Consider the following 14,039-nt stretch of genomic DNA (forward strand, 5'->3'; position numbering starts at 1 on the left):
TCGATACAAGCTAGACATAGACCAGTAATTAATAAATAGCCTGACTTCATATCGTTACCAATGATTTTAACTTTGCAAATGTCTTTTCACCAATACCATTAACTTCTTTTAAATCTGATATCGTCTTAAATCCACCCATTTTTTGGCGTTGTGTAATAATATCTTGCGCTCGTTTTTCGCCAACACCTGGTAAATTTTGTAGTGTACTCACATCTGCCGTATTCAGATTCACTTTATCTTGTGCCATTTCTGTGACTTCGTTGTTCTTGTTTATTTCAGGCGTTTTCAAATTGGGTTGCCCTGGTAATGGATATTCAGTAGGAGGTTCTTCATTTCCCTTAGGAATGAACAGAACCTGACCATTGGTTAATGTTGCCGCAAAATTTATGCGGTTGCCATCTACATGAGGTAATATACCACCAGCCTTACTAATAACATCAGCAACAATTGGCTTTTTTGCAAAATAATACACACCAGGACGATGAACCTCACCTTTCACATCAATAACAACTTGTGCCTCTTTTGAATGATCCGTTGTCTTTTGTAACGTCTTTTTTTGTTCAGATACTTTTTGATTGGCAGTTATTGTGCTAAGTTCCTTTGGCGACACTGACGCGCTACTCTGAGATAATTGCCACCACATTAACAATGCCATACCGACACCTATTAATATTAGACTATACCATAATTGATGTTGATATCGATAATACAATGCCTTAACTCGAATCATAAACCACCCCTTTCATCAAGAAAGACGCACTGACAATTATTTTGTACAAAAAACACCAACAAATTAATCATGGTAACAGTTAATTTTTAAATTTTTTGACATATATTAAAAGCCAGTAATCTACCAACTAAAACGGGTTGATTACTGACTAATTAAAATATATCAATAGCAATAACTACTGCACAAAATACCTGCTTTTATCCAAATTTATACTCATCAACAAGTAACAAATTGTCTTTCATTATCGTAAACTTGGATCATTAAAAATGGTATTCATTACTTCTTCGATCATATCAAATTCTTGCGTTGTTTCGATGGGTTGTAACATACCTTCATCAACATTTTTATCATAAACAAATGGTAATAAATCAAGTACCTCCGCTTCATCTTGCAATACCGGTTCTAATATAATATACGAATGGTGAAAGTCTTCTGAATCAAATGAGAATAATTCTCGATATTCATGTTCTTTACCTTGATCATCGGTTAAGATAAATATTTCTGCATCATCCATTTCATTACTCCTTCATTAAAACAAAGAACATCTATCCTAAAATATTGGGATAGACGTTCTTAAACGATAAATTAATTATCTTGTTCATCTAAATATTGATTAAGATGTTCTTCAACCATCGTCCACTCAGCATCATCTTCAATAGGTGTTAAGCCACCTTCAACTGCAGTTTCTGTTTCATCTGGATCAAAGATATACGCTAACATTTCGACTTCTTCATCTTCACCAGATCCTGCTGGGTAAAGAATAATGTATGACTTATTATATTCTTCAGATTTGAAGGTAAACAATACTTCAAATAGTTGCTCATCTCCATTATCATCAACCAATGTAATGATATCTTGTTCTTCATCCATTTTTATACCTCCTATTTCACTAGCGGTCCTTTGCGATCTAAATAATTTTGCAAAATTAAACCAGCAGCCAATTTATCAATGACTTTCTTACGCTTTTTTCTAGAAGTGTCCGCTTCTTCAATTAAGATTCGTTCTGCTTCAACTGTTGTTAACCGTTCATCCTGAAAATCAATAGGTAGTCCAAATGTTTCTTGCAATAATTCACCATATGCACGAGAAGCATCAACGCGCGGTCCTGATGTATTATTCATATTTTTAGGTAATCCCAAAACAAACCCACTTGGATTATATTTAGCGACAAGCTCTTTCATACGATCGATGCCAAATTCTTTTTCATCTTCATTTATTTGAATGATTTCCACGCCTTGCGCCGTCCAACCCAATTGATCAGACACTGCAACACCTACAGTGCGTGAACCAACATCCAAACCTAGAATACGTCCCATATCATTTGACCTCTTTCTGTGATACAACAATCAACCTTTATTTTGATAGATAATCTGTCACAAGTGCTTCAATAATCTCATCTCGTTCAAATTTACGAATTAAATTCCGCGCATCATTCACACGTGGAATATAAGCTGGATCATTTGAAATTAAATAACCAACAATTTGGTTGATTGGATTATATCCCTTAGCTTCTAACGCCGCATAAACAATTTCCAACGTCTTTCGAACATCATGTGATTCATTATTGCCAAAATTAAATACCGTTGTATTATCTAATGAACTCATTATACCCAAACCTCCCTTTAAAGTTTCTCTTATTAAAACCACTACTTTGCTTTTAACCAGTTAACAGCGGCATTAAAGGCATCTGCAATTCCCGCAGGATTTTTACCACCTGCTTGTGCCATGTCAGGGCGACCACCACCACCACCACCAATTGATGGTGCAATCGCTTTTACAAGATCCCCTGCTTTAACACCCTGCTTGACAGCTTCAGGTGAAACAGCAACTAGTAGATTTACCTTTTCACCAAGATTTGCTGCCAAAATTAAAACATCAGATGGTGTCGTTTGCTTCCAACTATCAGCCGTTGAACGTAAAACATCCATTGACTCAACAGCCATTTCTGTTGCAATCAACGTGTAATGATTGACTTTTTGTGGGTTAGCAAATGCTGCATTAGCTTCCTGATTAGCCAACTTTTGTTCTAATGTTGCAGCTTGATGCTCTGCTTCTTTTAGAGACAATTGTAAACCAGCAATTTTGTCATTAATTTCTGATAATTGTGGTGCTTTCACTTGTTCAGCTGCTTTCGCTAACCAACTATCGTGTAATTTGAATAATGACATCGCACCCGCACCAGTAACTGCTTCAATACGTCGAACACCTGCACCAGTCCCTTGCTCACTAGTAATCTTAAACATGCCTAGTTCTGCTGTAGAATTTGCATGTGTCCCACCATCAAACTCAGCATTATAATCACCAATAGAAACAACTCGAACTTTTTCACCATATTTTTCAGTAAAGACAGCTACTGCACCAAGTTTTTTAGCTGATTCAATATCAGTCTCAATCCACGTCACTGGTAAGTTTTCAATAATTTTTTCATTAATAATATCTTCAACTTCTTGCAATTTTTCTGTTGAAACTGACCCATTATACGTGAAATCATAACGCAGTCCATCTGCTGTCACAAGTGATCCTGCTTGTGTTGTATGTTCTCCTAAAACATTGCGTAACGTCTGATCCAACAAGTGCGTTGCTGTATGATTCTTTGATACAGCACTATGATAAGCGCGATCCACATCTAATTTATAAACATTACCAACATGCAGTGGTGCAACAACTGATAGTGTATGCAAGTGTTGGCCATTAGGCGCATTTTGTACATCAATTACTTGTGCGACAACTTGACCATCTTCATCATAAATTGTACCCAAGTCAGCAACCTGACCACCCATCTCAGCATAGAATGGCGTTTTAGCAAAGATAGCTTGCACTTCTCCAGTTGTAACATTGTCAACTAATGTATTATCAACAATCAAATCCAACAATGTTGTTTTTTCAACAGTTAATTCAGACCAGCCGACATACTCTGAAGGCGTCTTTAAACTAGTTAATAATTCATTTTGAACACCCATTGATGCTTTATTAGAACGAGCTGAACGTGCGCGATCTTGTTGCGCTTTCATTTCTTTATCAAAGCCATCACGATCAACTGTCAATCCTTCATCAGTTGCGTACTCATCTGTAAGTTCATAAGGGAAACCATACGTATCATAAAGTTTAAAGGCAACTGAACCAGCAATCACGCCTTGATCAGCCTTTGCCTTATCAATCACATCATCTAATAGTGATAATCCAGCTGACAAAGTTTTATTAAAACGAACTTCTTCAGCTTTAACTATTGAAGCGATATAGTCAGCGTTTTCAGAAACTTCAGGATAGTATGACACCATAATTTTACCAACGACAGGTACTAAATCTTTCAAAAATACTTTATCAATTCCTAACTTCCGACCATGCAATACTGCACGACGTAATAATCGACGAATAATATAACCACGACCTTCATTTGAAGGTAATGCCCCATCCCCAATTGCAAACGTCACTGCACGAATATGATCAGCGATAACTTTGAATGAAATATCTTTTGTATCATCCTCGCCATATTTATACTGACCCGACATCTCTTCAGTTTTATGAATAAGTGGTAAAAAGAGATCCGTTTCAAAATTTGTTTTGGCATGCTGGAATACAGAAACGACACGTTCTAATCCCATACCTGTATCAATATTTTTGGTTGGTAACTCTGGGTAATCCTTATTATCAGTTAAGCCTGGTAAATGATTAAATTGTGAAAATACTAAGTTCCAAATTTCCAAGTAACGTTCATTTTCACCACCGGGATAATTTTCTGATGCATCTGCATCATTAAACTCTTCACCACGATCATAGAAAATTTCTGAGTCAGGTCCTGAAGGTCCCTCACCAATATCCCAAAAGTTGTCCGGTTCTTCATAAAGATGATCTTTTGGTAAACCAACTTTATTAAGCCAAATATCTTTTGCTTGATCATCATTAGGATAAACTGTGACATACAACTTATCTGGATCCATGCCAAACCATTCTGAACTAGTTAACAATTCCCACGCCCATGGAATAGCTTCTTCTTTAAAGTAATCTCCGATTGAAAAATTTCCCATCATTTCAAACAAAGTATGATGACGGGCTGTATGACCAACGTTTTCAATATCATTTGTTCGAATCGATTTTTGCGCGTTAGTAATACGATGATTGTCCGGAACGACTGTACCATCGAAATATTTTTTCAGCGTCGCAACACCTGAATTAATCCATAAAAGTGTTGGATCGTCTTTAGGAATTAATGATTGTGATGGTTCAATTTTATGTCCTTTACTCTCAAAGAAACGCAAAAACAACTCACGAACCTCAGCCGATGATAATTCTTTCATCTTAATTTAAGCCTCATTTCAAAAAATATTAAATAAAAACAGACCTTCACTGCAATAACAGAGACGCTAACACGCGGTACCACTCCGATTGCAATGACAGTCTGTATCATTACCTCTTTATTCGCTGATATCGCTAGCGAGCGGTTCACTTTCGTAAACATCAATTATTTAAGGTAGCATTGAATAACTCTTAGCGTTACTTTCATCAAACGTAACGTTTCTGTCTGCTCTAAGAAAAAAGCCAACATGTCCTTGTGGGTATTATATCATAACTGTTAATTATTTTTTCTAATTTTTAAATCTTGAAACAATTTTGTAATTATCGATATTTATTATTTGTCATGCGCACGTTTTTTTGCCTTTTTAGCAGTACGTAGGGATTCACGTTCAGCAACACGCTTTTTATATTTTGCATCACGTGCAATATTATTCTTTATTTGTCGTTTATATCCTGGTTTCACGTGTTTCTTTTTCTTTTTAACCATTCCAATCATCGTTGGATCAAGTTTTGTGGTTGACTTTGTCCGTTGACGACGACGACGACGATCGTACCCATCTTGTAATTCACCATGAGAATAAGTCATTGGTTCAAACTTTACACCCATATTCTCTACCATCTGGACACGATTTTCTTCATCTGGATTATAAATAGTGATGGCTGTCCCAGATAATCCATTTCGACCAGTACGACCAACACGATGGATAAAAAACTCTAATTCAGTTGGAATCCCGTCATTAATAACTAATGACACACCTGGAATATCAATACCACGTGCAGCCAAATCTGTTGCCACGACATATTGATAATCTAAATGCTGAATCTGTTGCATCGTTCTTTTACGTTCTCGTGGTTGAATACCACCATGAATCTCTGCCACTTTTAAACCACGACTGCGCAATGACTTTGTTAGTTCATGTGCTCTAGTTTTTGTATTAGTAAAAACTAGTGCTAAATAAGGAGTACCCATAGTTAATAAATTATAAATCAACGTATCCTTAGATTCACCTTTTGTACCAACTAAAATATTTTTAATTGTCGGTGCAATCACTGTTTCAGCTGGAATTTCTTCAATGATTGGGTTAGATAAATATTTTTTCAAAAAAGGTTGTAATTTTTGAGGAATTGTTGCCGAAAAAACTAGCATCTTTAAGTCTTCCGGCATCGCACTAGCAATAGCATCAACATCGGGTAAAAATCCTAAATCCAAGGTCATATCTGCTTCATCTACAACCAATGTCTTTGCTGTGTGAATATCTAAAGCCCCCGCTTGGTACAAATCTTTAATACGACCAGGCGTACCAATCACAATTTCTGGCTGTCTAGTTTGCAATTGATGAACTTGTCGGCTTTTATCCATACCTCCAACATATAGTCCAATCCATGGTGCTTTATCCTCCGAAAAAGCACTAGCCATTTGTTTTGCTGCATCAAAAATTTGCTGTGCTAATTCACGAGAAGGCGTCGTAATGACTGCTTGAACTGTATGATCATCAATTTGATATTGTTGAAAAATAGGTATTAAAAAAGTATGTGTTTTCCCTGAACCAGTCTGTGATTGTCCAACCACTGAACGCCCCTGTAAAACCACTGGAATTAATCTTGATTGTACCGTTGTTGGCTGAACAAAATGAATTGCTTCTAAAGCTTGATATAGTTCTGGCCGTAAATTATAATCGGTAAATTTTGCCATTATTTTTCTGTTTGCTCCTTTAATAATTTATTTGCTTCATGAATGATGTCATCAACTTCTTCCAAATTTTTGGCCGTTGCACCAGCAGCAAATTCATGACCACCGCCGCCATGGCGCTTGGCTATTTCATTAATAACGATTTGTCGTGATCTGAGTCGTACTCTGAAATAGCCATCATCTTGTTGTTCAAACACAGCCCATGCCTTAACAGTATTGACCTTTCCTAATAAAGGTACAATGAAAGCAGTTCCAAAATCGCCTAAGTTGAAATTATCAACCATGTCATTTGTTAAAATAATATAGTTAAAACCATATTCTGTTGTAATCATATGATCATAAACAAATCCTGAGGCTTTTGCTGCAGGCAACGAAATCGTATCCATTTCCTGATTAATTTTCACCCAGTCAAAGTTAAAAGTCATTAATCTAGCAACAATCTCCATCGTTGTTGAACTTGTGCCATACAAAAAACGACCTGTGTCTCCAACTATACCTGCGTACAAATAAGATGCACCTTTATCAGATAGCTTGAGTTCATCTGCAAATTCTTCATAAAAGGCAAATATCATTGCCGAAGTTGAGGAAGCATTTTCAATAACCCAAGTATAATCACCGTATGGCTCATCATTTGGATGATGATCGATTTTGACTAATACCTTACCGTACTCAAATCGCCGATCATCAACTCTTGGTGAATTGGCAGTATCTGTGACAATTACCAAGGCATCATCATATAATTCATTTGGGATTTTTTCCATTTGTCCCATCCAAGCCATACTTGGCACAGTTTTACCAACAACATGTACTTCTTTGTCAGGAAATGATGCTTTTATTAATTCTGCTAAGCCAAATTGTGACCCAAAAGCATCTGGATCTGGCCGTTGATGACGATGAATAATAATTGTATGTGCAGCCTTTATTTGCGCCAAAATTGCTGTTTGCGCTGTCATAAGTAAATCTCTATTCTATTGAAAATTTTTATTATTTGAAAATCATTTATTAATGATAAATTTGAAACGACAATACATGTAAGTATATCAGAAAATAGTGACAACTTCCTAATCATATAAATCTAAGGTAACATTTTCAAATGATAAGGCTGCCAAATTTGTCATAGTTAGTCCTAATAAACGTATTGGTTTTTGATAACCACCCAACTCATCAAAAATATTTTGAGCCGTACGGTAGAACTCATCTTCATCATTTGGAAAAAAATCTAAATTTGTCGCACGTCGTGTTTCAGTTTGAAAATCATCATCACGTATCTTTAAAACAAGTGTTTTACCATGTCGTTGTTCTTTGATCAATGTTTGTGATAATTGACTTGATAAATCCCTTAGTTCATCTAAGATAGCTTGTTCTGTGTCTAAAAATGGCCCATAAGTTTTTTCTTTTCCTAACGATTTACGCTCTCTTTGCCACATAACAGGGCGATCATCAACGCCTCTGATACGTTCATAAAAAATATAACCACTTTTGCCAAATTCATCTGTTAACTCTGTCTGAGTTGCTTCAAACAAATCTCGTCCATTGTGAATACCTAGTGATATCATTTGTTTGGCTGTTTTAACACCAACACCACGAATATCTTCAATCGGTAATTCATCTAAAAATGATCGAACATCTTCCTTTGTAATTATTGTTAAGCCACTTGGTTTATTATGTTCAGACGCTAACTTTGCTAAGAATTTATTGAATGAAATACCTACTGAACTTGTTAAATGCAACTCTTCATAAATTATTTGTTGTAATTCATGAGCTAAATAAACTTGATTCTCAATTTTAGGAATATTTGTTGTGATATCTAAATAAGCCTCATCAAAAGCAACTGGTTCTACTTTATAAGTATAACGTTGAAAAATTTCATGTAATTGTTGTGATACTGCGCGATATTTCGAAAAATTTGGTGTCACAAAAGTTGCCGATGGTGCTAATTTTAAAGCTTCTGCAGAACTCATAGCTGAATGAACACCTAACGCACGTGCAACATAATTGGCAGTTGCAACAACGCCGCGACCACCTGTTTTTCTCGGATCATGTGCTAAAATAAGTGGTATTGATCGATACATCGGATTATCCCGCATTTCAATTTGTGCATAAAATGCATCCATATCAATATGAATAATTTGACGATCTGTATTTAAATGGATTGGTATTTCTAATAGATTAGCCATTATTCACCTCACCTCATTTATTTCTATCTACTAACTATATAAAAAAGCTTATAGAAAAAATCAGAGAAACTTACCAGTTCTAAATTGGACTAGTAAACTTCTCTGAAAAATTTTTATTGCCTAATGTGTCTTGTTTTCGTCATTTTCTGATGATTCACTGTTTTCTGGTTCATCTTCATGTTGTGAATCTTCAGCTGTTGCTTCTTTGACGTCTGATGTTTCAACTGATGTACTTTCTACTTCAGTTTTTGGTGCATTTGCTTCCTTAACCACCTGACGAATAGCCGACAATTCAAATACTAAAATAATACCTTCAGCGTCTAAATCAAATGTGTGTGCCTCTGTATCAACTGATGCAATTTTACCATGTAGTCCACCAATAGTAACAACCTCTGCACCTGCTTGTACGTTATTTATCATTGCTTGTCGCTTTTTTTGCGCCTTTTGTTGCGGACGAATCATAATAAAGTACATTGCGGCAATAAAAACGACTAAGATAAGTATATTTGCATTCATAATAAATTTAACTCCTTAAGTATATTAACTAATTTTAAAATAATCTAGCGTTTGGTTCAAAATAACCATATTTACGTAACGTTTCCTCACGAAATTCAAGTAAACGATCTTCAGCAATTGCCTGACGAACATCTTCCATTAACTTTAACAGGTAACGCAAATTATGCACAGACGCAATTGTCTGTCCATATAATTCGTTCGTTTTGAAAAGATGATGTAGATAAGCTTTTGTAAAGTGCTGTGAACCATAATCTTCAGTTTCAGAGTCAATCAATGAAAAATCGTCTTTGTATTTTGCATTCTTAATAACAACTCGACCATTTGAAGTCATCAATGTTCCCTTACGTCCAATTCTGGTTGGTAGCACACAGTCAAACATATCAATACCACGAATTGAAGCATCAATTAGAGAGTCAGGCGCAGCCACACCCATTAAATAGCGTGGTTTATTTTCAGGTAGTAATGGTACCGTAAAATCAAGTACTCGATTCATTTCTTCCTTAGACTCCCCCACTGACAAACCACCAATTGCATAACCAGGCAAATCTAGTGAAACCAAATCCTGTGCAGACTGCTTCCTGAGTTCACGGAATCCTGCTCCCTGTACAATACCAAATAAAGCTTGATCTTGTTCACGTTTATGAGCTTTTTGAGCTCGTTCTGCCCATCGAGAAGTTCGTTCAACAGAATTTTTGACATAATCATATGTTTCAAAATATGGAATTGCTTCATCAAGTTGCATCATCACATCCGAACCAAGATTATTCTGAATTCGCATAGCAACCTCAGGTGATAAGAACATTTCATCACCATTTAAATGATTTCTAAATGTCACACCGTCTTCTGTAATATGATTGTGATCCGACAATGACCATACTTGAAAACCACCTGAATCTGTTAAAATTGGACCATTCCAATTCATAAATTTATGTAAACCACCAGCTTTTGCAATCAATTCATCACCAGGTCTTAACCATAAGTGGTATGTATTTGATAAAATAAACTGGGATTTAATTTCTTTTAACTCGCGTGGTGACACACCTTTAACTGTTGCTTGTGTACCTACTGGCATAAACATTGGTGTCATCACTTCGCCATGTGGTGTCGTGATTTTCCCCAATCGCGCACCTGTATGCTTTTCTACATGGAGTAATTCATACTTCACTGCATAATCCGACATATCAAGTATCCTTTCGATCCAATTAGTACTATATATTACTAACTTGTTATCATAAACAAACTAGTATCCATTATATCAGAAACATGTACATCATACTGCTTAGTTTTTTAAATATGTTACGAAATGTTCCTTTTTTTATGAAACGACGATAAACAAAAATAAAAAGTTACCAGTTTTTGGTAACTTTTCTAATAAAATTATGTATATCTTTAAAAAAAGATGGACGTTACAGGGTTCGAACCTGTGACCCCCTGCTTGTAAGGCAGGTGCTCTCCCAGCTGAGCTAAACGTCCATATGCATCGCAATGTCCTATCCTCGCAGGAGGCGATCCTCCAACTACTTTCGGCGTAACTGAGCTTAACTGCTGTGTTCGGTATGGGAACAGGTGTGACCTCAGTGCCATCATCACGACACGTTTCTAATTGAGTGAACTTAGTTCCCTCAAAACTGAATCATAATTGCTTTTTTGCCTTACACCACTTGCTACTTGGTTAAGTCCTCGAACCATTAGTACTAGTCCGCTCCATGCGTCACCGCACGTCCACTTCTAGCCTATCTACCTCATCATCTTTGAGGGGTCTTACTTCATTACTGAATGGGAAATCTCATCTCGAGGCGAGTTTCACACTTAGATGCTTTCAGCGTTTATCTCATCCATACATAGCTACTCAGCGATGCTCCTGGCGGAACAACTGATACACCAGTGGTACGTCCACCCCGGTCCTCTCGTACTAAGGGCAGCTCCTCTCAAATTTCCTACGCCCGCGACGGATAGGGACCGAACTGTCTCACGACGTTCTGAACCCAGCTCGCGTACCGCTTTAATGGGCGAACAGCCCAACCCTTGGGACCGACTACAGCCCCAGGATGCGATGAGCCGACATCGAGGTGCCAAACCTCCCCGTCGATGTGGACTCTTGGGGGAGATAAGCCTGTTATCCCCAGGGTAGCTTTTGTCCGTTGAGCGATGGCCCTTCCATGCGGAACCACCGGATCACTAAGCCCTACTTTCGTACCTGCTCGACTGGTAAGTCTCACAGTCAAGCTCCCTTGTGCCTTTACACTCTACGAATGATTTCCAACCATTCTGAGGGAACCTTTGGGCGCCTCCGTTACCTTTTAGGAGGCGACCGCCCCAGTCAAACTGCCTGCCAGACACTGTCTTCCACCACGCTTAGTGGTGTGAGTTAGAGTGTTCATACAACGAGGGTAGTATCCCACGTTTGCCTCCATCGAAACTAGCGTCCCGATTTCTACGGCTCCTACCTATGCTGTACAAGCTGCACAAACACTCAATATCAAGCTACAGTAAAGCTCCATGGGGTCTTTCCGTCCTGTCGCGGGTAACCCGCATCTTCACGGGTCTTTAAATTTCACCGAGTCTCTCGTTGAGACAGCGCCCAGATCGTTACGCCTTTCGTGCGGGTCGGAACTTACCCGACAAGGAATTTCGCTACCTTAGGACCGTTATAGTTACGGCCGCCGTTTACTGGGGCTTCAATTCGTACCTTCGCCGAAGCTAAGCACTCCTTTTAACCTTCCAGCACCGGGCAGGCGTCAGCCCCTATACGTCATCTTACGATTTTGCAGAAACCTGTGTTTTTGATAAACAGTCGCCTGGGCCTATTCACTGCGGCTCAGCTTGCGCTGAGCACCCCTTCTCCGAAGTTACGGGGTCATTTTGCCGAGTTCCTTAACGAGAGTTCACTCGCTCACCTTAGGATGCTCTCCTCGACTACCTGTGTCGGTTTGCGGTACGGGCAGGTAAACACTAACTAGAAGCTTTTCTCGGCAGCGTGACATCACAGACTTCCCTACTTGATTTCGGTCCTCATCACAACTTATCCTTATGACAGCAAGCATTTGACTCACTCTCAGACTCATTGCTTGACCCAGCTTTTCCAACTGCTGGGTTCTGTTAGCCTTCTGCGTCCCTCCATTGTTCAAACATGTTCACCTGGTACAGGAATCTCAACCTGTTAGCCATCGACTACGCCTTTCGGCCTCGCCTTAGGTCCCGACTAACCCTGGGAGGACGAGCCTTCCCCAGGAAACCTTAGTCATACGGTGGACAGGATTCTCACCTGTCTTTCGCTACTCATACCGGCATTCTCACTTCTAAGCGCTCCACCAGTCCTCACGGTCTGACTTCATCGCCCTTAGAACGCTCTCCTATCGCGCCACTGATGTGGCACCCGTAGTTTCGGTGGTGTGTTTAGCCCCGGTACATTTTCGGCGCAGAATCACTCGACTAGTGAGCTATTACGCACTCTTTAAATGGTGGCTGCTTCTGAGCCAACATCCTAGTTGTCTATGCAACTTCACATCCTTTTCCACTTAACACACACTTAGGGACCTTAACTGACGATCTGGGCTGTTCCCCTTTCGACAATGGATCTTATCACTCACTGTCTGACTCCCGGACATACGTGATTGGCATTCGGAGTTTATCTTAATTTAGTAACCCGAGATGGGCCCCGCACCAAAACAGTGCTCTACCTCCAACACGCTATCTTCCGAGGCTAGCCCTAAAGCTATTTCGGAGAGAACCAGCTATCTCCAAGTTCGATTGGAATTTCACCGCTACCCACACCTCATCCCAACATTTTTCAACATGTACGGGTTCGGGCCTCCAGTGCGTTTTACCGCACCTTCACCCTGGACATGGGTAGGTCACCTGGTTTCGGGTCTACAACAACATACTCGAACGCCCATTTCAGACTCGCTTTCGCTACGGCTCCGGTCTTTCCACCTTAACCTTGCATGTTATCGTAACTCGCCGGTTCATTCTACAAAAGGCACGCTATCACCCATTAACGGGCTCTAACTTGTTGTAGGCACATGGTTTCAGGAACTTTTTCACTCCCCTTCCGGGGTGCTTTTCACCTTTCCCTCACGGTACTGGTTCACTATCGGTCACTAGGGAGTATTTAGCCTTACGAGATGGTCCTCGCAGTTTCCGACCGGATTTCACGTGTCCGGCCGTACTCAGGATCCTACACGGGAGTTTGCTTACTTTCGCATACGGGGCTATCACCCTGTTTCGCTCAGCTTCCCAGCTGCTTCTGCTAATAAACAAATTTGTAACTCCACAACGGTAGTCCTACAACCCCAGTGTGCAAGCACACTGGTTTGGGCTCCTCCGCGTTCGCTCGCCGCTACTGACGGAATCGATTTTTCTTTCTTCTCCTGTTGCTAATGAGATGTTTCAGTTCACAACGTCTACCTTCGTTCAACTATGTATTCATTGAACGATAACTTGCATCACAAGTTGGGTTCCCCCATTCGGAAATCCCCGGATCATAGCTTACTTACAGCTCCCCGAGGCATATCGGTGTTAGTCCCGTCCTTCATCGGCTCCTAGTGCCAAGGCATTCACCATGCGCCCTTAATAACTTAACCGATCAACTCTCGTTGATGATTTCGTTTGAGTATTGTGACTCAATGGTCAC

General features: G+C 39.2%; 11 protein-coding genes, 1 tRNA gene and 2 rRNA genes. All 14 read right to left on the reverse strand.

Going from position 1 to position 14,039, the window contains the following annotated elements; genetic code table 11:
• Window positions 1-46: 46 nt before the first annotated feature.
• The 14 genes from ACSKY2_RS03345 to ACSKY2_RS03410 all read right to left on the reverse strand — a co-directional run bounded on the left by ACSKY2_RS03345 (window position 47) and on the right by ACSKY2_RS03410 (window position 13,989).
• Complete coding sequence (locus tag ACSKY2_RS03345) at window positions 47-730, reverse strand: helix-hairpin-helix domain-containing protein (protein ID WP_489878141.1); 684 nt, start codon at window positions 728-730, stop codon at window positions 47-49.
• A gap of 241 nt (window positions 731-971) precedes the next feature.
• On the reverse strand, window positions 972-1,244 hold the full coding sequence (locus tag ACSKY2_RS03350) for a DUF1292 domain-containing protein (protein WP_489878142.1): 273 nt from the start codon (window positions 1,242-1,244) through the stop codon (window positions 972-974).
• A gap of 71 nt (window positions 1,245-1,315) precedes the next feature.
• Complete coding sequence (locus ACSKY2_RS03355) at window positions 1,316-1,600, reverse strand: DUF1292 domain-containing protein (RefSeq protein WP_489841116.1); 285 nt, start codon at window positions 1,598-1,600, stop codon at window positions 1,316-1,318.
• 11 nt (window positions 1,601-1,611) lie between these two features.
• Window positions 1,612-2,046 carry a Holliday junction resolvase RuvX gene (gene ruvX / locus ACSKY2_RS03360; protein WP_489878143.1) on the reverse strand — a complete coding sequence of 145 codons (435 nt, stop codon included), beginning with the start codon at window positions 2,044-2,046 and terminating at the stop codon, window positions 1,612-1,614.
• A 37-nt stretch (window positions 2,047-2,083) separates the two neighbouring features.
• Window positions 2,084-2,335: an IreB family regulatory phosphoprotein gene (locus ACSKY2_RS03365; RefSeq protein WP_489841114.1), complete on the reverse strand. Its 252-nt coding sequence runs from the start codon at window positions 2,333-2,335 to the stop codon at window positions 2,084-2,086.
• 41 nt (window positions 2,336-2,376) lie between these two features.
• Complete coding sequence (gene alaS / locus ACSKY2_RS03370; protein ID WP_489878144.1) at window positions 2,377-5,025, reverse strand: alanine--tRNA ligase; 2,649 nt, start codon at window positions 5,023-5,025, stop codon at window positions 2,377-2,379.
• Between the two features lie 332 nt (window positions 5,026-5,357).
• On the reverse strand, window positions 5,358-6,716 hold the full coding sequence (locus tag ACSKY2_RS03375; RefSeq protein ID WP_489878145.1) for a DEAD/DEAH box helicase: 1,359 nt from the start codon (window positions 6,714-6,716) through the stop codon (window positions 5,358-5,360).
• On the reverse strand, window positions 6,716-7,666 hold the full coding sequence (locus ACSKY2_RS03380; RefSeq protein ID WP_489878146.1) for a DHH family phosphoesterase: 951 nt from the start codon (window positions 7,664-7,666) through the stop codon (window positions 6,716-6,718). Before ACSKY2_RS03380 ends, ACSKY2_RS03375 begins: the two co-directional genes overlap by 1 nt.
• 108 nt (window positions 7,667-7,774) lie before the next feature.
• Complete coding sequence (gene dinB, locus ACSKY2_RS03385) at window positions 7,775-8,890, reverse strand: DNA polymerase IV (protein ID WP_489878147.1); 1,116 nt, start codon at window positions 8,888-8,890, stop codon at window positions 7,775-7,777.
• Window positions 8,891-9,010: 120 nt separating this feature from the next.
• A complete protein-coding gene (gene yajC, locus ACSKY2_RS03390) occupies window positions 9,011-9,406 on the reverse strand; it encodes a preprotein translocase subunit YajC (protein WP_489841109.1) in 396 nt (131 codons plus the stop codon).
• 34 nt (window positions 9,407-9,440) lie between these two features.
• Window positions 9,441-10,586, reverse strand: a complete 1,146-nt coding sequence (gene tgt / locus ACSKY2_RS03395; protein WP_489878148.1) for a tRNA guanosine(34) transglycosylase Tgt — start codon at window positions 10,584-10,586, stop codon at window positions 9,441-9,443.
• A 220-nt stretch (window positions 10,587-10,806) separates the two neighbouring features.
• A tRNA-Val gene (locus ACSKY2_RS03400) sits at window positions 10,807-10,879 on the reverse strand.
• 4 nt (window positions 10,880-10,883) lie between these two features.
• Window positions 10,884-11,000, reverse strand: a 5S ribosomal RNA gene (gene rrf / locus ACSKY2_RS03405).
• Between the two features lie 74 nt (window positions 11,001-11,074).
• Window positions 11,075-13,989, reverse strand: a 23S ribosomal RNA gene (locus ACSKY2_RS03410).
• Window positions 13,990-14,039: the final 50 nt, after the last annotated feature.

This window comes from Weissella sp. ESL1156, assembly GCF_058505625.1.

Coding starts and splice junctions, on each gene's coding strand:
- ACSKY2_RS03345 (WP_489878141.1), bottom strand. CDS start 730: ATGATTCGAGTTAAGGCATTGTATTATCGATATCAACATCAATTATGG.
- ACSKY2_RS03350 (WP_489878142.1), bottom strand. CDS start 1,244: ATGGATGATGCAGAAATATTTATCTTAACCGATGATCAAGGTAAAGAA.
- ACSKY2_RS03355 (WP_489841116.1), bottom strand. CDS start 1,600: ATGGATGAAGAACAAGATATCATTACATTGGTTGATGATAATGGAGAT.
- ruvX (WP_489878143.1), bottom strand. CDS start 2,046: ATGGGACGTATTCTAGGTTTGGATGTTGGTTCACGCACTGTAGGTGTT.
- ACSKY2_RS03365 (WP_489841114.1), bottom strand. CDS start 2,335: ATGAGTTCATTAGATAATACAACGGTATTTAATTTTGGCAATAATGAA.
- alaS (WP_489878144.1), bottom strand. CDS start 5,025: ATGAAAGAATTATCATCGGCTGAGGTTCGTGAGTTGTTTTTGCGTTTC.
- ACSKY2_RS03375 (WP_489878145.1), bottom strand. CDS start 6,716: ATGGCAAAATTTACCGATTATAATTTACGGCCAGAACTATATCAAGCT.
- ACSKY2_RS03380 (WP_489878146.1), bottom strand. CDS start 7,666: ATGACAGCGCAAACAGCAATTTTGGCGCAAATAAAGGCTGCACATACA.
- dinB (WP_489878147.1), bottom strand. CDS start 8,890: ATGGCTAATCTATTAGAAATACCAATCCATTTAAATACAGATCGTCAA.
- yajC (WP_489841109.1), bottom strand. CDS start 9,406: ATGAATGCAAATATACTTATCTTAGTCGTTTTTATTGCCGCAATGTAC.
- tgt (WP_489878148.1), bottom strand. CDS start 10,586: ATGTCGGATTATGCAGTGAAGTATGAATTACTCCATGTAGAAAAGCAT.